This window comes from Aurantiacibacter gilvus (assembly GCF_038289935.1).
Lineage (GTDB): Bacteria > Pseudomonadota > Alphaproteobacteria > Sphingomonadales > Sphingomonadaceae > Alteraurantiacibacter > Alteraurantiacibacter gilvus.
Genome location: NZ_JBBYHV010000001.1, coordinates 1,231,684 through 1,254,329, shown reverse-complemented (window position 1 = coordinate 1,254,329; position 22,646 = coordinate 1,231,684). Strand labels below are relative to the sequence as shown.

Genomic DNA, 22,646 nt, shown 5'->3' with positions numbered 1-22,646 from the left:
GCTTACTTGGGCGCCTTCAACGCCGCCTGTGCTGCCGCCAGCCGCGCAATCGGCACGCGGTACGGGGAGGCGCTGACGTAATCGAGGCCGACCTTCTCGCAGAACATGATCGATTCGGGATCGCCGCCATGCTCGCCGCAGATGCCGAGCTTGATCTCGGGGCGGGTCGCCCTGCCCCGCTCTGCCGCGATCTCGACCAGCTGGCCGACGCCGTCGACGTCGAGGCTGACGAAGGGATCGCGCTCGTAGATGCCCTTGTCGACATAGGGTCCGAGGAAGCGGCCGGCATCGTCGCGGCTTACGCCGAGCGCGGTCTGCGTCAGGTCGTTGGTACCGAAGGAGAAGAACTTGGCTTCCTTGGCGATCTCGCCCGCCATCAGCGCGGCGCGCGGTAGTTCGATCATGGTGCCGACCAGGTAATCGACGCTGGCGCCCTTCTCGGCGAAGACCTCTGCGGCCACGCGGTCCACCAGTGCGCGCAGGATTTCCAGTTCCTTGCGGGTGGCGACCAGCGGGATCATCACTTCGGGCACGACCGGATCGCCGCCTTCGGCAGTAACCTCGCAAGCCGCCTCGAAGATGGCGCGTGCCTGCATCTCGTAGATCTCGGGGAAGGTGATGCCCAGGCGGCAGCCGCGGTGGCCGAGCATGGGGTTGAACTCGTGCAGTTCGCCCGCGCGGCGCTTGAGGTGGTCGACGCCCAGCCCGAGCGTTTCCGACAGCTCCTCGAACTCCTCGTCGCGCGTCGGCAGGAATTCGTGCAGCGGCGGGTCGAGCAGGCGGATCGTGCACGGCAGGCCCGCCATCGTGTGGAAGATTTCGACAAAGTCGCTGCGCTGTTCGGGCAGCAGGCGGGCCAGCGCGGCGCGGCGGCCCTCTTCGTTTTCGGCGAGGATCATGGCGCGCACGGCGCTGATACGCGCTGCATCGAAGAACATGTGCTCCGTACGGCACAGGCCGATGCCCTCGGCCCCGAAGCCGCGCGCGGTGCGGCAGTCTTCGGGCGTTTCGGCATTGGTGCGCACGCCCATGCGGCGGTGCCTGTCGGCCCATTCCATCAGCACGCCGAAGTCGCCGGCAAGCTCGGGTTCGATGGTCGGCACGCGGCCGCCCATGATCTGCCCGGTCGCGCCGTCGAGGGTGATGACATCGCCCTCTTTCAGCGAGCGCGAGCCGATCTGCAGCGTGCGGTCGGTCATGTTGATCGACACGGCGCTGGCACCCGAAACGCAGGGGCGGCCCATGCCGCGCGCCACCACGGCCGCGTGTGACGTCATCCCACCGCGCGCCGTCAGGATGCCGCGGGCCGCGTGCATGCCGTGGATGTCCTCGGGGCTGGTCTCCACGCGCACGAGGATCACGTCCTCCTCGCGGTTCGACCACAGCTCTGCCGTGTCGGCGTCGAGCACGATCTTGCCCGATGCCGCGCCCGGCGATGCCGGCAGGCCCTTGCCCAGTTCGTCACGCGGCGCATCGGGATCGAGCGTCGGGTGGAGCAACTGGTCGAGTGCCATGGGATCGACGCGCAGGATGGCTTCTTCCTCGGAGATCAGGCCTTCGCCAACCATGTCCACCGCCATCTTCAGCGCGGCCTTGGCGGTGCGCTTGCCCGAACGGGTCTGCAGCATCCACAGCTTGCCCTGCTGCACGGTGAACTCGATGTCCTGCATGTCGCGGTAGTGCGCTTCGAGCAGGTCGAACACGCGGGCGAGCTCGGCGTAGGCTGCGGGCATGGCTTCTTCCATGCTCGGCAGTTCGGCACCGGCGGCCTCGCGGCGGGCCTTGGTGAGGTACTGCGGCGTGCGGATGCCCGCCACCACGTCCTCGCCCTGTGCGTTGACCAGCCATTCGCCGTAGTAGGCGCGTTCGCCGGTAGAGGGATCGCGAGTGAAGGCCACGCCGGTGGCGCTGGTTTCACCCATGTTGCCGAAGACCATGGCCTGCACGTTGACGGCAGTGCCCCAGTCGCCGGGGATCGAGTTGAGACGGCGGTAGACCTTGGCGCGGTCGCTGTCCCAGCTGTCGAATACGGCCCTGATCGCGCCCCAGAGCTGTTCGTTGACGTCCTGCGGGAACGGCTGCCCCAGCTCGCTTTCGGCGATGGACTTGTACTCGCTGACCAGCTCGCGCAGGTCGTCGGCGCTCAGCTCGGTGTCGGTGAAGTAGCCGCGGTCTTCCTTGGCGATCTCCAGCGCTTCCTCGAAAGCGCCGTGGTCAAGGCCCAGCACCACGTCAGAGTACATCTGGATGAAGCGGCGGTAGCTGTCCCAGGCGAAGCGGTCATCGCCGCTCGTCTTTGCAAGGCCCTGCACCGTCTCGTCGTTGAGGCCGAGGTTGAGGACGGTGTCCATCATGCCCGGCATGGAGACGCGCGCGCCCGAGCGGACCGAGACCAGCAGCGGATCGCCCGCGTCGCCGAAGCTCTTGCCCACGGCCTGTTCGATGTGCGCCAAAGCGGTGGCAACGTCGGCGTGCAGCTTGTCGGAGAAGGCGGCCCCTTCCTGCAGGTAGCGCACGCACTCTTCGGTGGTGATGGTGAAGCCCGGAGGCACCGGCAGGCCGATCTCGGCCATTTCGGCGAGGTTTGCGCCCTTGCCGCCGGTGACGGTCTTGTCCCGCTGGCGGGGATCGGAGTGGTCGGCGGCACCGCCGAAGGTGTAGACCGTCTGGGTCATCGCTGTTGCGTTTCCTGCAAGGTGTTACAGGTGTGACAGTGTCCTGGAAGAGAAACCGTCACCCCTCGATTTTTGAGAAATCGGCGACATTGTGCACCGCAACACGGAACCGTGCAAGCAGGTCAAGGCGCGCCGCGCGCTTGTCTGGATTTTCGTCATTGACCGTGACCTCTTCAAAGAAGGCATCGATCGGCGCGCGGAGGCTGGCGAGAGCGGACATGGCCTTGGCGAAGTCCTCTTCCGCGATGGCCTTGGCCGCCAACGGTTCGGCTGCGTCGAGCGCGTCGATCAGCGCCTTTTCGGCCGGGTCGGGCGTGTAGGAAAGTTCCTTGACCTGCGCCGCGTAGACTTCGCGCATTTCGGGATCGTCGACGTTCTCCATCGGGTCTTCATCGCCGGTGTGGACGGGTTCGCCGCTGCCCCAGTCTTCCTTCTTGAGGATGTTCGCAGCGCGCTTGTACCCGGCCAGCAGGTTGGTGCCGTCTTCGGTCTGCACGAAGGCCTGCAAAGCGTGGACGCGGGCGAGCAGGCGGACGAGGTCGTCCTCCCCGCCGAGTGCAAAGACCGCGTCGATCAGGTCGTGACGGACGCCAGCTTCGCGCTGCTGGACCTTGAGCCGGTCGGCGAAGAAGTCGAGGAGGTCGCCCTCGCCTGCGCTCATTCGCAGACCATTGTCGGTAAGTAAGCGGATCACACCTAGCGCCGCGCGGCGCAGAGCAAACGGGTCCTTGGAGCCAGTCGGCTTTTCGTCGATGGAGAAGAAGCTCCGCAAGGTATCCAGCTTGTCCGCCAGCGACACGGCCACCGTCACCGGCGCAGTCGGGACGTCATCGCCCTGCCCCACCGGCTTATAGTGATCGCGCACCGCGATGGAGACCGCCTGCGGCAGCCCTTCCTTCTCGGCGTAGTAACCACCCATCAGGCCCTGCAGTTCGGGGAATTCGCCGACCATCTCCGTGACGAGGTCAGCCTTGGCGAGACGCGCGGCCTGTTCGGTCAGGTCCGGATCGGCGTTCGGGACAATGCCTTCTTCGGCCAGCCAGCGGGCCAGCTTGGCCACGCGCTCGACCTTGTCGGCTACCGTGCCCAGCTTCTCGTGGAAGGTGATGCGCTCCAGCTTCTTCGCCTGCTCGGCCAACGGCGTCTTCTGGTCCAGCTCCCAGAAGAAGCGCGCATCGCTCAGGCGCGCGGCCAACACCTTGCGGTTGCCGTCGACAATCGCCGCGCCGCCGTCTTCGGCAGCGATGTTGGCGGTGCAGACGAAGGCATTGGCGAGCTTTCCGTCGGCGCTCTCGCAGACGAAATACTTCTGGTTCACCCGCGCGGTCAGCTGGATGACTTCGGGCGGCACGTCGAGGAACGCCTCGTCGAAACGGCCGAGCAGCGGCACGGGCCATTCGGTGAGGCCGGCGTTCTCGATCACCAGCCCTTCGTCTTCCACCAGCGTCAGCCCTGCGTCGGCAGCGGCCTTGGCGGCAGCTTCACGGATCAGGTCCTGCCGTTCCTCGTGGTTTACGATGACATGGCAGGCGCGCAGCTTCTCGGCGTAGTCGTCTGCCGAACCGATGGTGATTTCGCCGGGGCAGTGGAAGCGGTGGCCCCTGGTGGCATAGCCCGAGGCAAGCCCCGCAACGTCACATTCGACCAGGTCTTCACCCAGGATCGCGACAATGCCCGACAGTGGACGCACCCAGCGCTGGCTTTCGGTCGACAGCGAGGCAGCGCCCCAGCGCATCGACTTCGGCCAGGAGAAATCGCGCACGATAGCGGGGATGGCTTCAGCCAGCAGGTCCTTGGTCGCGCGACCCGGTACGTTCTTCACCGCGAAGTACGTCTCGCGGCCCTTCACGTCGCGCACTTCGAGGTCGCCGCGCTCGACGCCGTTCTTGCGGCAGAAGCCATCGACGGCCTGATCGGGAGCTCCGACGGGCGGACCCTTCTCTTCGGTGCTGACGGCTTCGGTCGCTTGCGGCAGGTCACGTGCGATCAGCGCAAGGCGGCGCGGGGTCGACCAGACGGTGATCGCGCCCGCAGCGACACCGGCAGCGTCCATCTCGCGGCGGAACAGCTTTTCCAGTTCAACGCGGGCGCCGGCCTGCATGCGCGCGGGGATTTCTTCGCAGCGCAGTTCGAGGAGGAAGTCGCTCACAGGCTCCACTCCGGATACTTGGCCTGCCACGCGGGGGCGAGTTTCTCAGCGTATTTCTCGCAGGACCCGCGCGCCAGGTCGCGCACGCGGCCCATGTAGCTGGCGCGCTCCTGCACGGAAATCACGCCGCGGGCCTGCAGCAGGTTGAACACGTGGCTGGCTTCCACCGCCTGTTCGTAGGCGGCGATGGGAACATCGGCGTCCAGCGAGTTGCGGCACTCGGCCTCGGCCTTGTTGAACAGGTCGAACAGGGCATCGGTGTCGGCGACCTCGAAGTTCCACTTCGACATCTGCTTCTCGTTTTCGAGGAAGACTTCGCCGTAGGAGACGCCCTGCCCGTTGAAATCGAGGTCATAGACGTTGTCGACCCCTTGGATGTACATGGCAAGGCGTTCGAGGCCGTAGGTCAGCTCGCCGCTGACGGGCTTGCAGTCGAAGCCGCCCATCTGCTGGAAATAGGTGAACTGGGTGACTTCCATGCCGTCGCACCAGACTTCCCAGCCAAGGCCCCAGGCGCCCAGCGTCGGGCTTTCCCAGTCGTCCTCGACAAAGCGGATATCGTGCTTGAGCGGGTCGATCCCGATCACGCGCAGGCTTTCGAGGTAGAGGTCCTGGATGTCCGCCGGGCTCGGCTTCAGGATCACCTGGTACTGGTAATAGTGCTGCAACCGGTTGGGGTTTTCGCCATAGCGACCATCGGTCGGGCGGCGGCACGGCTGCACGAAGGCGGCGTTCCACGGCTCCGGGCCAAGCGCGCGCAGGGTGGTCGCCGTGTGGAAGGTGCCGGCTCCCATGCGCATGTCATATGGTTGCAGGATCAGGCAGCCCTGCGCGCTCCAGAAATCGTGGAGGGCAAGGATCATGTCCTGGAAGCTTTTTTGCGGATTGCGGTCCATGGGCGCGGCCCATGACCCAAGGCCCCTTTCGCGTCAATGCTGCACGCGCGCAGAACGCTTGACATCGCGCCCCTCGCCGGTGTCATCTGCACCCATGATTTCGCGCTTGTTGAAGGCCTTGCCACCTGCGGTAGCCCTGCTGGCCGCTGCCCTTGCCCTCCCCGCTGCCGCGCAGGAGGAGGATCGTTACGCCTTCACGCAGGATTACGACCCGGCCCCGGCGATCTGGCGTCTCGCGGACGAGGACACCACGATCTACATGCTGGGCACGATCCACCTGCTGCCCGAGGGGTTCCGCTGGCGTAACCCGCAGCTGGACGCGATCATCGACGAGGCAGAGGTGCTGGTGGTGGAAACCAGCGACGCGGACAGCGAAGGCGCGCTGGAGGCGATGAGTCCCAAGTTCCAGCACCTGCTGGCCAACCGCACACCGACCTCGCGCCAGCTCTCCGCCCAGTCCCGCCCGCTCTGGCGGGAGCTGGTGGCCATGTCGGGCATGCCTTTCGAAGTGGTCGATTCCATGCCGCTGATGGTGGCCCTGCTCGGCTTCGGTCAGGCGAGCATCGAGGGCGATCCGTCGAGCTATGACTACGGCGTGGAAACCGTGCTGGAGGCGGAGTTCAGCGAGACCGGCCGCCCGATCGAGTCGATCGAGGACTTCGGCCAGGTGATGTACGGCCTGTTCCGCGTCAACGATGCCGAGGCCGTGCGCGAGCTGGACATGCAGCTGCGTGGCTGGGGCGGCAAGAGCGTTGATGGCCTCTACGACGAGCAAGCCGACGAGCTGACCGGCGATGCCTACTGGGCGATGGAACACGCTTGGGCGCGCGGCGAGGTGGCAGAGGATTTCGACCTCGGCTTCGGCGAAGGCGCGATCGGCGAGGCTTTCAGCGAAGTCCTGCTCAACCGGCGCAATTCGGCATGGGCCGAATGGCTGGACACCCGACTCGACCAGCCCGGCACGGTGTTGCTGGCGGTGGGCGCGGGGCATTTCGAGGGCCCCGATTCGGTGCTTGAGAAGCTGCGCACCCACGGCCTCGAAGCGGAACGGATCAACTAACTCCCTGATTTAAATGGATGTGCGGCAGTCTCATGTCGCGTATATGTGACTTTGTGTCAGGTTATCTTGACATGGCGTCCGCCGATCTCCATATGTAATACATACCTGACATAATGTCAGGCTCTCCTGATGGAGCAATGCATGTCAAAGTTTCGCTATCTCGCCTTTGCACCGCGCACATTCGACCTGTTGTTCACCATCCAGGGGGCAATCGGTTTCGCCATGATTGCGCTGCGGACCGGACAGGTTTCCACAGTGCCCGAGACTGCCGCCGATCCCCTAGTCAAGGCCGCAAGCCTCGCCGGCCTCGTCCTGGTCGCCGCCGTCGTCGCGAGCCTGTCCAGCCGCATCGACCAGAAGCGGGCAGACGACTACATGTTCGCGACCCTTACCAAGTCAGCTTTCATTGCCGTGCTCGCCATGCTGTGCATCGGTCTGCTCTGGATCGCGTGGTTCGCTGACACATTCGGCGACCTCGGCGCCGTGTCCATGCTCGCCTGCACCATGGCGTCGTGGTCGCTCGGATACCTCTACACCCGCCTGCGCGGAACGACGGCATGAACAACCGCCTCAAGGTCCTGCGCGCCGAGCGTGACTGGAGCCAAGCCGAATTGGCCAAGCGGCTCGAGGTTTCGCGCCAGGCCGTCAACGCCATCGAGACCGGCAAGCACGACCCTTCGCTGCCCCTCGCCTTCCGCATCGCGCGGCTGTTCGACATGCCGATCGAAGCAATATTCGACGACCGCAACGCCTAGTTCAGGTTTCCGTTGCAAATCCCCCCTCTCTCCCGAAAGGAAACCAGTATGTTCCGCAAGATTGCCCTCTCCGCCTCCGCCCTCGCCCTGTCGGCAGTCGCCTTCCCCGGCACCGCCCTGGCCGACCATCACGGCGAAGCCGCCAGCGGCCCCGCACTGTGGCAGGTGAGCGACGAGGACACGACGATCTACCTGTTCGGCACGATCCATGTCCTCCCGGAAGGCGAGACCTGGTTCGATGACCGCATCTCCACCGCCTTCAGTTCGGCTGACCAGCTGGTGTTCGAGATCGCCATGGACGATGTCGCCGGGATGCAGGCGGAGGTGGCCGGCATGGCCATGCTGCCCGAGGGCCAGACCCTGCGCAGCCTGATGACCGAGGAAAACCTCTCCGAATACGAAGCCGCTCTGGAGGGCTTCGGCATTCCCGCTGCCGCACTGGACCCGATCGAGCCCTGGGCCGCCGCCATGACCCTGTCGCTGCTCCCCTTGCAACTGGCTGGCTGGTCCCCGGAACAGGGCGTCGAAATGCAGCTTCGCGCCATGGGCGAGGACAAGGAACGCGGCGCGCTGGAGACCGTCGAGGAACAGATCGCCCTGTTCGATACGCTGCCGATGGAAGCCCAGCTCGAATACCTCGACTCCACCGTCGAGAACATGCCCGAGGTCGTCTCCAGCCTGGAGGACCTGAAGGCCGAGTGGCTTGAAGGTGACGACGTTGCCCTGGGTGAACTGATGAACGAGGGCATGGAAAACCCCGAGGTCCACGAGCGCCTGCTGGTGAACCGCAACCGCAACTGGGTCGGCTGGATCCAGAACCGCCTCGAAGAACCCGGCACCGTCTTCATCGCCGTGGGTGCAGGCCACCTTGCCGGTGAAGGCAGCGTGCAGGACCTGCTGGCCGAACGCGGGCTCGAAGTGGAGCGTGTTGGCCATTGATCAGAAACCTGTTCCGGCACGCCACACTTCTGGGAGCGCTCTGGTTAGCCAGTTGCGCTCCCAACGAGTCTGACGACCCGTGGCCGGATCCTTCTCCAGCAGTCTGGGAAGTGACGAGCCCTTCCGGCGAGATGGGCTGGCTGTTCGGAACGGTGCACGCCCTGCCGTCCGACATGGACTGGGGCACGCCGCTGCTCGATGAGACCTTCGACCAGGCCGGGGTGCTCGTGGTGGAAATTGCCGATCTCGATGCGAGCTACGGCCGGCGCCTGATCGCGGACCTTTCCACTACGCCCGGCCAACCGCCCTTGCCCGACCGCGTTGACGACGATGAACGCCCCGCCCTGCTGGCCCTGATGGACGACGCCGGGATGGACAGCGACGACTTTGCCGATGTGGAGACCTGGGCTGCTGCGCTCACCCTCTCCGGCGCCACCCGCGTGGGCGACCCGCGAAACGGTGTGGACCGCACGCTGATTTCGGTAGCGGGCAGCGCAGGCCTCGAGGTGATCGGGCTGGAAACCTACGGCGCCCAGCTGTCGCTGTTCGATACCCTGTCCGAAGCGGCGCAGAGCGACCTGCTCAATGGCGTGGCAGAGGCCCATGCCCGCCAGTCGGAAGGCGGAATGCTGGTGGCATGGGTAACGGGTGATGCCGATGAGATGGGCGAACAGGTCAACGCCTCGCTCGCCGGGTCACCCGAACTGCGCCGGGTCTTGCTGGTCGATCGCAACCGCGACTGGACCCTCCAGATCATGCGCCTGGTCGACGCCGGCCGTGCGCCCTTCGTGGCCGTCGGGGCAGGCCACCTCTCGGGCGAGGAAAGCGTGGTACAGATGCTGCAGGCGCGCGGGTACGAGACGCGCCGCATCCAGTAGTTGCAAAAGCAGGCATTCCTGCTAAACGCGCGCCTCCTTTGCCGATGTCATCCCTGGAGGCGCGGCGGAGAGAAAAAACCGCAATCGAAAGGCAATACTGATGAGCGACGCTCTGAACCTGCCGGCCGAGTTGCGCGAACGGGCTGGCAAGGGAGCCTCCCGTGCGTTGCGACGCGAAGGCCGCGTACCCGCCGTCATTTATGGCGGCAAGGAAGAACCCACTCCCATTCACGTGGAAGAAAAGCTGCTTGTGCAGCAGCTTGGCACGGGTCACTTCATGAATTCCATCGTGATGATCGAAGCTGACGGCAAGAAGATCCGCACCCTGCCGAAGGATGTGGCCCTGCACCCCGTTTCCGATCGTCCCGTCCACGTCGACTTCCTGCGCCTGGCCAAGGGTTCGAAGATCGAAGTCAACGTCCCGGTTGTCTTCATCAACGAAGAAGCCAGCCCGGGCCTGAAGAAGGGCGGCGTGCTCAACGTCGTGCGTCACGAACTGGAACTGGTTTGCGACGGCGAGAAGATCCCGAGCGAAATCGAAATCGACGTTACCGGCCTTGAAGTGGGCGATTCGATTCACTTCAGCGCCGTGACGCTGCCCGAAGGTTCGGAAAGCCAGATCACCGATCGCGACTTCACCATTGCCACCGTCGTGGCTCCGTCGGCGCTGAAGCGTGCCGAAGGTGCTGCCGGCGAAGAAGAAGGTGAAGAAGGCGAAACCGAGGAAGGTGCAGAAGAAGCTGCTTCCGAGGAGCAGGAAGAAGGCGGCGAATAATGCTTCGCCGCTCTCTTGCTGCCATCGCTGCAATGAGCATGGGGCTGGCCGTCGCGCCAGCCCCAACCCTCGCCCAGCAGGGCCAGGGCGTACTGCCGTCCAACCCGCAGGACTTCCAGTGCTTCGTGCTGATGCAGCAACGTCGCACCCTGTTGACGGCCGATACTTCGCTGCCTGCCGCGCAGCGCGTCGATATCCTCAACAACCTGACGATTATCGCCGCATTCTACGCTGGCCGGATCAGCCACTACAGCTCGGCTGAAGCCGTATCCCAGTTCCAGGCGGCCAACGCTGCACTGCGCGGCGCTTCACCTGCCCAGCTGGACAACTTCGCCAACACCTGCGCGAACTTCTACCTCTCGGTGATGCAGATCCTTGCCAACACCGATGCGCAGGCCAACACGGTCCAGCAGACGCCGCAGACCGGCATTCCGCAGCAAGGCCCGTCACCGCGTTAAAGGGGGCAGCCCCATGCAGCTCTGGGTAGGCCTGGGTAATCCCGGCCCGAAATACGCCTTGCACCGGCATAATGTCGGCTTCATGGCCTGCGACCTGTTGGCTGACATGTACGAGTTCGGCCCGGTACAGAAGAAGTTCCAGGGCTGGTTGCAGGAAGGCCGCATCCCGACTCCCGGGGGCAGCGAGAAGATCCTGCTGCTGAAGCCCGCCACCTACATGAACGAAAGCGGCCGGAGTGTCGCAGAGGCCCTGCGCTTCTACAAGCTGCCGATCGAGGCGCTGACTGTCTTCCACGACGAGCTCGATCTCGCCCCGTTCAAGGTGAAGGTGAAGACCGGTGGCGGTACGGCAGGCCACAACGGCCTGCGTTCTATCGACCAGCACCTCGGCCCCGATTTCCGCCGCGTTCGCATCGGTATCGGCCATCCCGGCCACAAGGACCGCGTCCACGGCCATGTGCTCGGCAACTTCGCCAAGGCGGAAATGGACGACCTGGTGCAGATGCTGGGCGCCATCGGCAGCGCGGCCGAATGGCTGGCGGCAGGCGACGATCCGCGGTTCATGAGCGAATACGCCCTGTCGATGCAATCCTGATCCCGGTCGGGGCGATGCAAGCCTCTGAAGAGTCGAGATTTTTTACATAACAGCGCGGCAATGAATGCCGTTAACCATAGTCTCCCCCGAGAAACTGCGATTGGCACGCGCCTTGCCTAGGTCGGGCTTAACCGTTCAACAGGGGAGCAACGCACATGAAGCGCAAGATTACAACGGTCGTCATCGGACTGGCGGCACTCGCAATGACCACGCCGGCGCAGGCGACCTGGGGTTTCTGGGGCGGCTCGTCGGGTGGCTGGGGTGGCTGGAGCCACTCGCACTACTGCGGCTGTGGCCACACCACCTGCACCGGCAGCTCGTCTGGCGGCACCACCACGGGTGGCACGACCAGCGGCGGCAGCAGCAGTGGCACTGAAGTTCCGGAACCCGGTGCACTCGGCCTGCTGGCAGCTGCCGCGCTTGGCCTTGGTATTGCCCGTCGCCGTCGTCGCGGCGAAGACTGACCTTCCCATCAAGCTGATACACCTGCGGGGCCTCGCGCTCCGCAGGTCGTTTGCCATCTAGCTGGCCGCCTCGATGGCGGCCTTTACGCGTTGGGCTTCGCCATCGCCGGGGTAACGCGCCACGATCGGTGCCACGATGGCCCGGGCGGTTTCCACCTGCCCCAGCTGCAACAGCGCTTCCGCATAGAGCACGCGCGCGGCGGGATGATCGACCAGTTCCGGCTCGTGCGCCTGCAAGCGTTCGCGAACGGCGGCCCAGCGGCCATCCCAGGCCTCGACCCGCGCTTGCTGGTAGACGAATTCGGGATCCAGCGGTCGCGTTTGCGCCCCGTAGGCGATCAGGTGGCGCGTGATGGCGCCCTGCCCGGCCCGTTCCGAAGCCGTGATCGCCGCCAATAGTGCCGGACGATCCATCGGCACCTTTTCGATGATCCGCAGGTAGTTCGACAGCGCCTGCAGGTGATTGCCGCTCGCTTCCGCCACGCGGGCGCTGACATAGAGTGTCTCCACCCGGTCCGGCGCCAGGGCCCGCGCCAGTGACGCAGCCGCCGCAGCCGCCGCGAGATCGCCGCGCGAGAGGTGGAAGCTCGCTTCGGCGGCATAGAGCTTGGTCTTGTCGCCTTCGGCCGACCGGCCGTTATTAAAGGCCTCCAGCGCTGCGGCCTCGTCGTCTTCCTGCACGGCAGCCAGCGCCAGCAGCCGCCAGGCCTCGGCCGTCTGCTGGTCGCCCACGAGTTCACGTGCGGCGGCCGGATTGCCGGCCTGCAATTGCCCCTCGGCGGCGAGCAGGGCCTCGTCCTCCGCCTCGCCGCCAGCGCGTTCGATCCGTTCGAGTACGGCAGCAACTTCGCCGCCCTGCCCCATGGCCAGTTGCGCGCGCGCCAGCAATTCCAGCGCAGCGACGTTCTCGGCGTCGTCTTCCAGTGCTGCCAGTGCAAGGTCGCGCGCGACGATATAGTCCTCGGCCTCGAAGGCTTGCTGTGCGGCCTCCAGCGCGTCGTCGCCCAGCAGCGAGCAAGCGCCAAGGCTGGCGAGCATCGAAACGGCAAGCAGGGCGGCACGCATTCTCATCACGCAGCGACGTAACGGCAAACCACCAAGAATCCGTGAAACGTCGGATTAATTGACATGTTAACACTTTCCGGACGGCTGTTAACCTTCGTCAGCCGCAGAAATGCAGGCTTGGCACGGGAATTGCGTTTAGATCGGCAACCACACTTATTCGGAAGGTTGGACGATGAAGAAGACTGTACTCGGGGTCGCAGCCCTTGCCGCTTCGGCGGTGGCAACGCCAGCACTGGCCGATCCGATCACGCTGGACAGCAGCGATATTGGTACGAGCTTCACCATCGACTTCGACGGCTTCGCCGATGACGCCGGCAACACGGTGGAAAACCTGAGCAGCTCGATCACCTTCACGCTCGAGGAAGTGACCGGCGACACCTATTCGTTCAGCTACCAGGTGGACAACACCACCAGCGGCGGGCTCACCTCGAACCTGTCCAGCTTTGCCTTCAACGTCGACCCGGACATTTCCGGTGCCAACGTGGACGGAGCCTACAGCTTCGCCTTCGTGACCGACGGACAGGCGAGTGACCCGAGCTATCCGAACCAGATCGGCGCCGTGGACGTCTGCTTCAAGGCTGCCAACAGCGGCTCCTGCTCGAACAGCGGCGGTGTTTCCGAAGGCCAGTCGGGCAGCGGCACGCTGGACCTGTACTTCAGCCCGGATGCCAGCGAGATCACGCTGAGCGACTTCTTCGTGCGCTACCAGGGCATCACCGGTGCCGGCAATGTTACCTCGGCCAGCGGCCAGGGCACCACAACCAGCGGCAGCACCAGCGGCACGCAGGTTCCTGCCCCGGGCATGCTCGGCTTGCTGGGACTGGCACTCTTCGGCCTCGCCGCAATGCGCGGTCGCCGTCGTCGCAAGGCGCCTGCAGAAGACTACGGAATGCAGCCGGCCTTCGCCTGATCGCGTCAGCCTGAAACAAGAAAGGGCGTCGCCTCGCAGGAGGCGGCGCCCTTCTTTTATGGATCAACCGCGGCGTGCGGCGGCGAGGTGTTCGGCAATGGCTTCGTTGCCGGGAGCGAGTTCGGCAGCCCGTTCGAGCAGCTCGATGCCGCGCGCCCGGTCACGCCCGGTCTGCACCATCAGCCAGCCTGCCGTGTCCATCACGTTGGGCTGTTCGGGGGCCAGAGCAAGCGCGCGCACGGCGAGGTCCAGCGCTTCGTCTTCGGCACCGATGCGGCTCTTGGCGAAGGCGAGGTTGTTGAGGACCATGGCGTTGGAATCGCCCGTCCAGCCGCGCAGGTCCTCGTAGGTATCGATAGCCGCGCGCCAGCGTTCGTTGCGCATGTGGCTGTCGGCTTCGGCCATCAGGGTCGCGACCCGCTCTTCCGGCGGGGCTTCGGCCAGCGCCCGGTCGATCTGGCCGGTGCGTCCCGATGCCCGTGCAGCTTCGGCATAGAGCGCCAGATCGCTGGGAGAACTTTCCGGGCTGACGGCCAGCGGCTGGATCGTATCGAAGGCAGCAGCCGCATTGCCCGCAGCCAGCTGTGCCCGGGCCAGTACCCGACGCGGTTCGGCAACCGCGGGATTGCGGCGCACCAGCGTGGTCAGGCGTGGCAGGGCCTGTTCGACCAGGTCCAGTTCCACCAGCGCGCGGGCATAGAGCAGCTGCTGGCGCGGATCACTGTTGTCCTCGATCGGTTGCAGGATAGTGCGAACGTCGCTCCAGTCGCCCTCCTCGGCAGCCAAACGGGCCTGGAGGTAGATGACATCGGGATCATCCGGCTGCTGGCGGGCGGCCTCCTCGATCAGCGTCCGCGCGTCGTCGAGCCGGCCACTGTCGCCAAGCACGCCGATACGGCCCAGCAAGGCAACGCGCGATTCGGGCCATGCCGCTTGCGCCTGTTCGTAGTATTCCAGCGCCTGTTCGTAGCGGCCACTGTCCTGCGCGATCAGCGCACTGGCGAGCAGCGGATCGAGCCCTTGCGGATCGGCCTCGCGCGCCATGCGCGCCAGTTCGACGGCGCGTCCGGTCTCACCGGCCATATGCGCGAAGCGGGCGAAATCGGCGTAGAGGCGCGAGCGGTCACCCGCCGCCTGCATCCCCTGCTGGAAACTCTCCAGGGCCGCGTCAGCGCCGCCAAGTGCCACGTGCGAGAGCGCAGCAATGCGATAGCCTTCGGCCGTGCCAAGCGCCGTTCCCGCCGCCAGCGCGCTTTCGAACTCGCCTTGCAGCAACATGGCTTCGGCCAGCAGCGTGTCGTAATCGTCCGGGCGGACATTCTGCGCCGCCAGCCGCTCGAGCATGGAGCGTGCGCCCTCCCCGTCGCCCAGCTGCAATTGTGTGCGGGCCATCAGCTCCAGCAGTTCGGGATTGTCGCTGTCGGCCTGCAACAGCGTGCCAAGGTCGAGCCGGGCATCGTTGAAGCGATGTTCCGCGAAGGCCTGCTCGGCACGGTCGAACTGTTCTTCGGGCGAGACGCCGCATGCACTGAGGGCCAGCGCCATGGCGCCAATGGTGACAAGAGCGATGTGTTTCTTCATGCGCGCGGAGCTAGCACCTCAAGGTTGAGAAGCCGTTTACCGAACCATACGCTGCCAAGCTGGCATTTCGCGCAGACGGCGGCTAAGGCGCGCGCAACATCTGTCCACTCACGCGAAGGCACTTAACCCATGGGATTCCGCTGCGGGATCGTCGGCCTGCCCAATGTCGGCAAGTCGACCTTGTTCAACGCTCTCACCGAAACGCAGGCCGCCGAGGCCGCGAACTATCCGTTCTGCACGATCGAACCCAATGTCGGGCAGGTCTCCGTGCCCGATCCACGGCTCGACCAGATCGCCAAGATCGCCGGCAGCGCCAAGATCGTCCACACCCAGCTCAGCTTCGTGGACATCGCCGGCCTGGTGAAGGGCGCCAGTGCGGGCGAAGGCCTGGGTAACCAGTTCCTCGGCAACATCCGCGAAGTCGACGCCATCGTCCACGTGCTGCGCTGCTTCGAGGACGACGATATCCAGCACGTGGCCAACAAGGTCGATCCCATCGCGGACGCCGAAGTGGTGGAAACCGAGCTGATGCTGTCGGACCTCGAAAGCCTCGAAAAGCGGGTCGAGAATGCCAAGCGCCGCGCCACGGCGAACGACAAGGAAGCCAAGGTGATGGCCAGTGTGCTGGGCCAGGCGCTGGACCTGCTGCGCGAAGGCAAGCCTGCGCGTCTCACCGAACCCAAGGATGACGAGGAAGCTCGTGTCCTCGAGCAGGCGCAGCTGCTGACGGCCAAGCCGGTGCTCTACGTCTGCAACGTGGGTGAGGACGAGGCTGCCACCGGCAATGCCCTGTCGGAAAAGGTTTTCGCCAAGGCCGCAGCAGAAGGTGCGGAGGCCGTCGTCGTCTCTGCCGCTATCGAGAGCGAGCTGGTGGCCATGCCCCCAGAGGATCGGGTCGAGTTCCTCAACGAGCTCGGCTTGGAAGAAAGCGGCCTGAGCCGGGTGATCCGCGCCGGTTACAAGCTGCTGGGGCTGAAGACCTTCTTCACCTGCGGCCCCAAGGAAGCGCGTGCCTGGACGACGCCAGCAGCCGCCAAGGCGCCGCAAGCCGCAGGCGAAATCCATACCGATTTCGAGAAAGGCTTTATCCGCGCCGAGACGATCGCCTTTGACGACTACGTCACGCTGGGTGGTGAAAGCGGTGCGCGCGAGGCGGGCAAGCTGCGCCAGGAGGGCAAGCAGTACGTCGTCCAGGACGGCGACGTCCTGCTGTTCAAGTTCAACGTCTGACGCACTTCGATATCTGAGTTACACAGCAAAGCGGCGCGGAAACCGGAGTTCCCGCGCCGCCTCTTGCGTCAGGTTGTAAGGCTGGCTCCTAGTTGCCGGCCATCTGCTGCTGTGCGTAGGCAACCCACATGCGGGCAACCGGGGCACGCTGGCCGGTGACGAGCCCGAAGGTCTCGATCGCGGCGGCGTAGTTGCCCTGCTCTGCCTGGGTAATGCCGATGCGGGTGTTCGCCGTGCCGGCATCGTAGCCGCGCTCCAGCGCCAGCTTGTACATGGTTTCTGCCTGGGCAAAGTCGCTCAGCGAGTAGAGCACGTCGCCGGCACTCAGTGCGTCAAGCGCGTCGCCATTCTGGCCTTCCGAAATGATGTCGTCGATGCCGTTGCGATCCTGCGGAGCGCGCTGGTCAGCAATGCCCTTCACTTCGACGTAATAGGGATCGTCAGCTTCGAACACGCCATTGTCGAGGCCCATGGCCAGGACCAACTGCACTTCGTTCGACATCACGCGCGGATCGAGATCCTCGATGTACCGGATGTATTCCTGGCGATCGATGATGGCATTGTTGAGGCGCATCAGGCGAGACAGGTCGACACGGGCGTCCTCGGGCAGCTCGTACAGCTGGTTGAGGATACGCAGGGCGTTCTCCCAGTTACGCTGCGACGGATGGTGCTGGATCAGCTTTTCCGACAGCACCAGAGCCTGGTCGGTCAGGTCGTAGTCATAGGCCGCCTGCAGGGCGTTGGTAATCCAGCTCTGGTTGACCGCGGTTCCGGCAGCTTCGGCTGCGGTGATGGCTCCAACCAGGTGCTGCACGCCGGCATTGACATTGTCTTGCTGGAAATGGGTTTCCGCAATCAACACGTCGAGATCGGTGCCTTCGGGCGCGTAGCCTAGCGACTTGGTCACCTCGAAGGATTCACGCGCGGCGGCATAGTCGTCGGCCTGGAATGCCAGGCTACCGACGAACCAGTTGAACTGGCCCTGCTGCTCGACCGGCACGAGGCCGCTTTCCAGCATCATTTCCAGGCCCTGGCGCTGCAGTGCCGGGTCCGAGGTGTTGTTGCCAATGTTGAGAATCAGGTTGCCCGCCAACTGGCGGTCGTTCGGGTTCTCGATCGCCGCGATCAGCGTGGGGATGGCGGTACGCGCGCCTTCGAAGTTCGGCGGCGTGGCGTTCACCATTTCAGCCAGCGGCTGGTAGACTTCGGCAAATCCGCGGGAGTTCTGCGCATAGGCTGCTTCCGAGGTGAAAGCGGCCGAGCCCACGGCAGCACCGCCCGCGAGGGCGACGGCAAGGGCGAAACTGGCAACCGCGCTGCGCACGGTCTTGCGGCGAGTGGAACGGAACATTGTGGTATTCTCTCCTGGTAGACCCTGGTCAGGCGGCCTTGTGGCTGCCCGTCTTTTCCGGTGGACGGCTCCTTGCACAGAGGCGTCCGGAATTGCAAATATGTCCTAGCCAAAGCGCGCTGAATGGCGATTTAACGCCAGCTGGACCGCAAATTCAGAAAACTGCCGCGCAAGTGTGGAAAAAGCGCAGATTTATGGGCGTTTTAGGGGGGCTTCTATGGTGAAACAGCCCCCCAATCCCTACATTTCAAGCCTGCGATAACGACATTGGATCACATTTTTCGTGAGCGAAGAATCCGACAACCAGCCCCCTGAGGACGTCCCCGGCGAATACTCCCGGATCGACATCGTCGAGGAGATGAAGACCAGCTACCTCGATTACGCCATGAGCGTGATCGTCAGCCGCGCGCTGCCTGACGTGCGCGACGGCCTGAAGCCGGTGCACCGGCGTATCCTCTATGCCGCCCAGGTTGGCGGCTACACGTCCACCAAGCCCTATCGCAAATCGGCCAAGATCGTCGGTGAAGTGATGGGTTCCTACCACCCGCACGGCGACAGCGCGATCTACGATGCACTGGCACGCATGGTGCAGCCGTGGTCGATGCGGCTGCCGCTGATCGACGGCCAGGGCAACTTCGGCTCCATGGACCCGGATCCCCCGGCGGCCATGCGTTACACCGAAAGCCGCCTGGCCAAGGCAGCCGACCCGCTGCTGAGCGATCTGGACAAGGATACGGTCGATTTCGTCGACAACTACGACGGGTCGGAAAAAGAACCTTCGGTCCTGCCGGCACGCTTCCCCAACCTGCTGGTCAACGGCGCGGGCGGCATCGCGGTGGGCATGGCCACCAATATCCCGCCGCACAACCTGGGCGAAGTGATCGACGGCTGCTTTGCCTACATGGACGATCCGGGCATCACTTCGGAGCAATTGCACGAGATCATTCCCGGCCCCGATTTCCCCACCGGCCCGCTGATCCTTGGCAAGGCCGGTGCGCGGTCGGCCTACACCACCGGGCGCGGCAGCGTGTTGATGCGCAGCCGGCACGAGATCGAGACCGGCAAGGGCGACCGCCAAAGCATTGTCCTCACCTCCATCCCCTTCCAGGTCGGCAAGGCGGGCCTGGTCGAGAAGATCGCCGATGCCGCCAAGGAAAAGCGGATCGAGGGCATTTCCGACATTCGCGACGAGAGTTCTCGCGCCGGCGTACGCGTGGTGATCGAGCTGAAGCGCGATGCCACGCCCGACGTGGTGCTGAACCAGTTGTGGCGGCATACCCCGGCGCAATCCAGCTTCCCCGCCAACATGCTGGCGATCCGCGGCGGCAGGCCGGAGACGCTGGAGCTGCGCGAGTTCATTTCCAGCTTCATCGCCTTCCGCGAACAGGTCATTACCCGTCGCACCAAGTATGAGCTGAACAAGGCGCGGGACCGGGCGCACATCTTGCTCGGCCTGGTGGTCGCCGTTTCCAACCTCGATGAAGTGGTGGCGATGATCCGCGGGTCTTCAAACCCGCAGATTGCGCGCGCAAAGCTGCTGGCAAGGGAATGGCCGATTGGCGCGATCGCCCAGTATATCCGGCTTGTCGAAGCGATCGAGCCCACGGCCGACGAGAGCGAGGGCACCTACCAGCTTTCCGAGCGGCAGGTGAAAGCCATCCTCGAACTGCGCTTGCACCGCCTCACCGCGCTGGGTCGCGACGAGATCGGCGACGAGCTGAAGGAACTGGCCGACCGGATCGAGTATTACCTTTCGCTGCTGGCCGACCGCGCACAGCTGTACGGCGTCATGCGCGAGGAACTGCAGGAAGTGCGCGACCAGTTCGCCACCCCGCGCGTCTCCGAAATCGCGCCTGCATGGGACGGCATCGAGGACGAAGACCTGATCGAGCGTGAGGAGATGGTCGTTACCGTCACCCACTCGGGCTATATCAAGCGCACCCCGCTGGCGACCTTCCGGGCCCAGGCGCGCGGCGGCAAGGGCCGCAGCGGCATGGCGACGAAGGACGAGGATGCCGTCGTCGAAATGTTCGTAACTTCGACGCACAACCCTGTGCTTTTCTTCACCAATACTGGCCGGGTCTATCGCCTGAAGGTGTGGAAGCTGCCCGAAGGTGGACCGCAGACCAAGGGCCGTCCGATGGTGAACCTGCTGCCGCTGGGCAACGAGGAACGCGTCACCAACGTGCTGCCCCTGCCCGAGGACGAGAACGACTGGGCCGCGCTCAATATCGTCTTCGCAACCGAACAGGGCATGGTCCGCCGCAATTCGATGGACGCCTTCACCAACGTGCCGACGGCGGGCAAGTACGCCATGGGCTTCGTCGAAGGCAGTGGCGACCGGCTGATCGGCGTCAAGTTGCTGACAGAAGAGCAGGAAATCTTCCTCGCTTCCGATGCGGGCAAGGCGATCCGTTTCTCCGCCACCGACGCGCGCGAGACCAAGAGCCGCACCGGCATCGGTGTGCGCGGTATGGCCTTGAAGAACGATGCCAAGGTCGTCTCGCTCGCCGTGCTCGACGCACTCGATACCGACATGGAAACGCGCGAGGCCTACCTGCGCGCCGCCGTGTGGAAGAACAACGACGCCGAGCACACCCTGCCGGCAGAGAAGGCTGCGGCGATGGAAGAGGCGGAGGAGTTCATCCTGACGCTGACCGCCAATGGCTACGGCAAGATCAGCTCGGCTTATGAATACCGCACCATCGGTCGCGGCGGCCAGGGCCTGACCAACATCGGCACGCCTGACAGCAACCCCGAACGCAACGGCCCGGTGGTGGGCAGCTTCCCGGTCAAGCACGGCTCGCAGCTGATGCTGGTGACCGACAAGGCCAAGCTGATCCGCCTGCCGATCGAATTCCGTCACTTGCTGGAAGGCGGGTTCGAGGAGCACAAGGGCTTCTCGGTCTACGGTCGCGGCTCTTCGGGCGTACGCATCTTCGACGTTGCAAAGGGCGAAACCATCGTCGGCGCAGCGCTGATCGACGAGGAAGAAGGCCCCGAGAACGAAGCCGAGGAACTGGTGGTCGAGGAAATGCTCGATCGCCGCGGCGGCGGGGACGTCAGCGAAACGCCTACCGAAGAAGGTGACGCTGAGGAGTAGGCCTACTGACCCAGCGTCCCTTCGCGGGGACGCGGGCCGAGGTCGAACAGCAGGCATTCGTAGTACAGCCGCTCGCGCCCTTCTGACGCTGCTTCGGGCGTGGTCGGGCGGCTGTTTTCGAGGGTACACTCGGTATCCAGCCGCGCCTGTTCCTCCGGCGTGCTGTCCGCCTCCTCACTGCCACCCAGCAGCGCCGTGGGTTTGTATTCACGGTCCGGCGTGCCGTAGAGTGTGCGGAAAGCATCCAGCGCCATGGGATGGAACAGCGTACCGTGCGTTTCGCTGTCGCCGACGGGGACGAAGGTCCAGCGTAGGTTGTCCGGCGCATGGTCACGCAGGGCGTCGACCAGTCGTTCTACCCCTTCGCGGTGCCAGAAGCCTTCGTTGGCGACGGTGAGGTAGAGCCGGTAGTCGCCTTCCGCCGGGAACTCCGCGAGATAGTCCGCCGCATCACGCCCGTAACGCATTCCGTCCCACCACATGCTCGGCGACACGGCGATGTAATCGTCGAACAGCGTGGGCTGTTTGAGCATGGTTTCCACCACGAACAGGGCGGCCAGCGATTCCCCGATTACCGCGTCATGTCCGTCGGTGCGGAATTGCGCGTTGATCATCGGCATCAGCTCCTCGGACAACCAGCGGCGATAATCCTCCGTGCCGCCCGGCGGGGAACCGAGGGCCTCGGTGTAAGGTGCCGGATCGTCGACAGCCGGAGCGAAGTAGTGTCGCCGGTCCACGCTCTGCACGCCGACCAGGATGAAACGCTCGAAGCTCCAGTTCATGTCGCGGCTCTGCGCGATCCCGGCGATGTGGTCGAAGTCCTGCTCCGGCCCGCCGTCGAGAAGGTAGACCACCGGGAAACGCGTGTCGGGCTGTTCGACATAGCCCGGAGGCAGGCGCACGGTAATGATACGCTCCCCGCCAAGCACTTCCGAGTGGACGGTGTAGGACGTGGCTGTCACGTGCGGCATGCCCTCACCCATTTGCGCGGCAGCGGGCGTTACGAACAAGTTGGCGAGCAGGGCCGTGAAAAGGGCCCCAGACAGGGCTGCCAGGCGTAATATCAATGCATAGTTTCCCTGCTGCCCGGCACCACGCGCAGTTCCGGATCGCGCTTGCGCAGGGTAGTCACGACACCGATCGCGATCAGGAACTGGCCCAGGTAATAGGTCGGCCAGACGAGGTACTCGGGGATAAGGCTGCCTTCCAGCGGGCCCAGTCGCGCGAAGATCAGCAGGTCGGAAATCACGAACAGGATCGCCCCTGCCGCCACCCGCAGGCGCGGAAAGTCGCTGGCCCAGGCACTGGCCGCCATCACGCCCAGGAATGCGCCATAGGCCGCCGCCAGCCAGCTCCACAGCTGGTCGTCCGGCAGCCAGTACCCGGCAAAGGGGGGCACGATCAGCAGGGCGAGCAGTACCACGTTGTCCCGCCCTGCCATGGCGCCGCGATTGTGGCGCGTGAACAGGCGGATCGCGAGAATGTGGAACAGGATGAAGACCCCCGCCCCCACGGCCATGTCGAATTCCATCGCCATGTCCGCAATCGCTGCCACGGCCATGGCTCCTGCCAACAGGCGCGCATCGCTGCTGCCGTGCCGAAGCCAGGCGTAGAAGGCGAGGAAGGCGCAGGCACTGCCCTTGATCGGCCAGAGGAAGGCCTCGGGCAACTCGGTGATCTGCAGGTAGTGATAGGCCAGCGCGGCAACCACGCTCAGCACGAGATAAGGACGTTTCTGGGCAAGTGCGCGGCGCATGAGCGA

Annotated in this window: 20 protein-coding genes; 12 read left to right on the top strand and 8 right to left on the bottom strand. The window is 64.8% G+C overall.

What is annotated here, in order from left to right:
* Window positions 1-2 precede the first annotated feature (2 nt).
* From ppdK to AAEO60_RS06120, 3 genes are read right to left on the bottom strand one after another with little or no spacing between them, the layout of a single operon-like run.
* Window positions 3-2,675, bottom strand: coding sequence for a pyruvate, phosphate dikinase (ppdK, locus tag AAEO60_RS06130; RefSeq protein ID WP_341672767.1), 2,673 nt, complete (start codon window positions 2,673-2,675; stop codon window positions 3-5).
* Window positions 2,676-2,733: 58 nt separating this feature from the next.
* Window positions 2,734-4,824 (bottom strand): glycine--tRNA ligase subunit beta, encoded by a 2,091-nt coding sequence (gene glyS / locus AAEO60_RS06125; RefSeq protein WP_341672766.1) that lies wholly within the window; start codon window positions 4,822-4,824, stop codon window positions 2,734-2,736.
* A complete protein-coding gene (locus AAEO60_RS06120; protein ID WP_341672765.1) occupies window positions 4,821-5,720 on the bottom strand; it encodes a glycine--tRNA ligase subunit alpha in 900 nt (299 codons plus the stop codon). Before AAEO60_RS06120 ends, glyS begins: the two co-directional genes overlap by 4 nt.
* 94 nt (window positions 5,721-5,814) lie before the next feature.
* On the opposite strand from AAEO60_RS06120, the gene AAEO60_RS06115 reads away from it, so the two are divergent.
* The 9 genes from AAEO60_RS06115 (at window position 5,815) to AAEO60_RS06075 (ending at window position 11,644) form a co-directional block, all read left to right on the top strand.
* Entirely contained in the window at window positions 5,815-6,780 is a 966-nt protein-coding gene (locus tag AAEO60_RS06115) for a TraB/GumN family protein (protein ID WP_341672764.1), read from the top strand.
* 141 nt (window positions 6,781-6,921) lie between these two features.
* Window positions 6,922-7,341, top strand: coding sequence for a hypothetical protein (locus AAEO60_RS06110; protein WP_341672763.1), 420 nt, complete (start codon window positions 6,922-6,924; stop codon window positions 7,339-7,341).
* A complete protein-coding gene (locus AAEO60_RS06105; protein WP_341672762.1) occupies window positions 7,338-7,535 on the top strand; it encodes a helix-turn-helix transcriptional regulator in 198 nt (65 codons plus the stop codon). Before AAEO60_RS06110 ends, AAEO60_RS06105 begins: the two co-directional genes overlap by 4 nt.
* A 48-nt stretch (window positions 7,536-7,583) precedes the next feature.
* Window positions 7,584-8,474, top strand: a complete 891-nt coding sequence (locus tag AAEO60_RS06100) for a TraB/GumN family protein (RefSeq protein ID WP_341672761.1) — start codon at window positions 7,584-7,586, stop codon at window positions 8,472-8,474.
* Window positions 8,475-8,584: 110 nt separating this feature from the next.
* Window positions 8,585-9,352 carry a TraB/GumN family protein gene (locus AAEO60_RS06095; protein WP_341672760.1) on the top strand — a complete coding sequence of 256 codons (768 nt, stop codon included), beginning with the start codon at window positions 8,585-8,587 and terminating at the stop codon, window positions 9,350-9,352.
* Between the two features lie 100 nt (window positions 9,353-9,452).
* Window positions 9,453-10,127: a 50S ribosomal protein L25/general stress protein Ctc gene (locus AAEO60_RS06090; protein ID WP_341672758.1), complete on the top strand. Its 675-nt coding sequence runs from the start codon at window positions 9,453-9,455 to the stop codon at window positions 10,125-10,127.
* A complete protein-coding gene (locus AAEO60_RS06085; RefSeq protein ID WP_341672757.1) occupies window positions 10,127-10,585 on the top strand; it encodes a hypothetical protein in 459 nt (152 codons plus the stop codon). Before AAEO60_RS06090 ends, AAEO60_RS06085 begins: the two co-directional genes overlap by 1 nt.
* Before the next feature lie 13 nt (window positions 10,586-10,598).
* A complete protein-coding gene (gene pth, locus AAEO60_RS06080; RefSeq protein WP_341672756.1) occupies window positions 10,599-11,180 on the top strand; it encodes an aminoacyl-tRNA hydrolase in 582 nt (193 codons plus the stop codon).
* 155 nt (window positions 11,181-11,335) lie between these two features.
* Window positions 11,336-11,644 (top strand): PEP-CTERM sorting domain-containing protein, encoded by a 309-nt coding sequence (locus AAEO60_RS06075; RefSeq protein ID WP_341672755.1) that lies wholly within the window; start codon window positions 11,336-11,338, stop codon window positions 11,642-11,644.
* A 57-nt stretch (window positions 11,645-11,701) separates the two neighbouring features.
* On the opposite strand, the gene AAEO60_RS06070 is transcribed toward AAEO60_RS06075, so the two are convergent.
* Window positions 11,702-12,715: a tetratricopeptide repeat protein gene (locus AAEO60_RS06070; protein ID WP_341672753.1), complete on the bottom strand. Its 1,014-nt coding sequence runs from the start codon at window positions 12,713-12,715 to the stop codon at window positions 11,702-11,704.
* Between the two features lie 166 nt (window positions 12,716-12,881).
* Here AAEO60_RS06070 and AAEO60_RS06065 point away from each other — a divergent pair, with 166 nt between their 5' ends.
* A complete protein-coding gene (locus AAEO60_RS06065; RefSeq protein ID WP_341672751.1) occupies window positions 12,882-13,619 on the top strand; it encodes a cistern family PEP-CTERM protein in 738 nt (245 codons plus the stop codon).
* 63 nt (window positions 13,620-13,682) lie between these two features.
* Here AAEO60_RS06065 and AAEO60_RS06060 read toward each other — a convergent pair whose 3' ends face one another.
* The gene (locus AAEO60_RS06060; RefSeq protein ID WP_341672750.1) at window positions 13,683-15,200 is read right to left on the bottom strand and encodes a tetratricopeptide repeat protein; all 1,518 of its coding nucleotides are present in this window, start codon (window positions 15,198-15,200) and stop codon (window positions 13,683-13,685) included.
* A gap of 129 nt (window positions 15,201-15,329) precedes the next feature.
* Here AAEO60_RS06060 and ychF point away from each other — a divergent pair, with 129 nt between their 5' ends.
* Complete coding sequence (gene ychF / locus AAEO60_RS06055; protein ID WP_341672748.1) at window positions 15,330-16,430, top strand: redox-regulated ATPase YchF; 1,101 nt, start codon at window positions 15,330-15,332, stop codon at window positions 16,428-16,430.
* 88 nt (window positions 16,431-16,518) lie between these two features.
* On the opposite strand, the gene AAEO60_RS06050 is transcribed toward ychF, so the two are convergent.
* The gene (locus tag AAEO60_RS06050; protein WP_341672747.1) at window positions 16,519-17,781 is read right to left on the bottom strand and encodes a tetratricopeptide repeat protein; all 1,263 of its coding nucleotides are present in this window, start codon (window positions 17,779-17,781) and stop codon (window positions 16,519-16,521) included.
* A 283-nt stretch (window positions 17,782-18,064) separates the two neighbouring features.
* On the opposite strand from AAEO60_RS06050, the gene gyrA reads away from it, so the two are divergent.
* The gene (gene gyrA, locus AAEO60_RS06045) at window positions 18,065-20,884 is read left to right on the top strand and encodes a DNA gyrase subunit A (RefSeq protein WP_341672745.1); all 2,820 of its coding nucleotides are present in this window, start codon (window positions 18,065-18,067) and stop codon (window positions 20,882-20,884) included.
* A 2-nt stretch (window positions 20,885-20,886) separates the two neighbouring features.
* Here the strand turns inward: gyrA and AAEO60_RS06040 are convergent, their stop codons facing one another.
* Together AAEO60_RS06040 and AAEO60_RS06035 are read right to left on the bottom strand one after the other, a co-directional pair.
* Window positions 20,887-21,867 (bottom strand): alpha/beta hydrolase, encoded by a 981-nt coding sequence (locus tag AAEO60_RS06040; RefSeq protein WP_341672743.1) that lies wholly within the window; start codon window positions 21,865-21,867, stop codon window positions 20,887-20,889.
* A gap of 80 nt (window positions 21,868-21,947) precedes the next feature.
* Entirely contained in the window at window positions 21,948-22,640 is a 693-nt protein-coding gene (locus AAEO60_RS06035; protein WP_341672742.1) for a lysoplasmalogenase family protein, read from the bottom strand.
* Window positions 22,641-22,646: the final 6 nt, after the last annotated feature.

What these genes read in the sequence shown, in the direction of transcription:
- ppdK (WP_341672767.1), bottom strand. Translation starts at nt 2,675, where the DNA reads ATGACCCAGACGGTCTACACCTTCGGCGGTGCCGCCGACCACTCCGAT.
- AAEO60_RS06120 (WP_341672765.1), bottom strand. Translation starts at nt 5,720, where the DNA reads ATGGACCGCAATCCGCAAAAAAGCTTCCAGGACATGATCCTTGCCCTC.
- AAEO60_RS06115 (WP_341672764.1), top strand. Translation starts at nt 5,815, where the DNA reads ATGATTTCGCGCTTGTTGAAGGCCTTGCCACCTGCGGTAGCCCTGCTG.
- AAEO60_RS06110 (WP_341672763.1), top strand. Translation starts at nt 6,922, where the DNA reads ATGTCAAAGTTTCGCTATCTCGCCTTTGCACCGCGCACATTCGACCTG.
- AAEO60_RS06105 (WP_341672762.1), top strand. Translation starts at nt 7,338, where the DNA reads ATGAACAACCGCCTCAAGGTCCTGCGCGCCGAGCGTGACTGGAGCCAA.
- AAEO60_RS06100 (WP_341672761.1), top strand. Translation starts at nt 7,584, where the DNA reads ATGTTCCGCAAGATTGCCCTCTCCGCCTCCGCCCTCGCCCTGTCGGCA.
- AAEO60_RS06090 (WP_341672758.1), top strand. Translation starts at nt 9,453, where the DNA reads ATGAGCGACGCTCTGAACCTGCCGGCCGAGTTGCGCGAACGGGCTGGC.
- AAEO60_RS06085 (WP_341672757.1), top strand. Translation starts at nt 10,127, where the DNA reads ATGCTTCGCCGCTCTCTTGCTGCCATCGCTGCAATGAGCATGGGGCTG.
- pth (WP_341672756.1), top strand. Translation starts at nt 10,599, where the DNA reads ATGCAGCTCTGGGTAGGCCTGGGTAATCCCGGCCCGAAATACGCCTTG.
- AAEO60_RS06075 (WP_341672755.1), top strand. Translation starts at nt 11,336, where the DNA reads ATGAAGCGCAAGATTACAACGGTCGTCATCGGACTGGCGGCACTCGCA.
- AAEO60_RS06070 (WP_341672753.1), bottom strand. Translation starts at nt 12,715, where the DNA reads ATGAGAATGCGTGCCGCCCTGCTTGCCGTTTCGATGCTCGCCAGCCTT.
- AAEO60_RS06065 (WP_341672751.1), top strand. Translation starts at nt 12,882, where the DNA reads ATGAAGAAGACTGTACTCGGGGTCGCAGCCCTTGCCGCTTCGGCGGTG.
- AAEO60_RS06060 (WP_341672750.1), bottom strand. Translation starts at nt 15,200, where the DNA reads ATGAAGAAACACATCGCTCTTGTCACCATTGGCGCCATGGCGCTGGCC.
- ychF (WP_341672748.1), top strand. Translation starts at nt 15,330, where the DNA reads ATGGGATTCCGCTGCGGGATCGTCGGCCTGCCCAATGTCGGCAAGTCG.
- AAEO60_RS06050 (WP_341672747.1), bottom strand. Translation starts at nt 17,781, where the DNA reads ATGTTCCGTTCCACTCGCCGCAAGACCGTGCGCAGCGCGGTTGCCAGT.
- AAEO60_RS06040 (WP_341672743.1), bottom strand. Translation starts at nt 21,867, where the DNA reads ATGGGTGAGGGCATGCCGCACGTGACAGCCACGTCCTACACCGTCCAC.
- AAEO60_RS06035 (WP_341672742.1), bottom strand. Translation starts at nt 22,640, where the DNA reads ATGCGCCGCGCACTTGCCCAGAAACGTCCTTATCTCGTGCTGAGCGTG.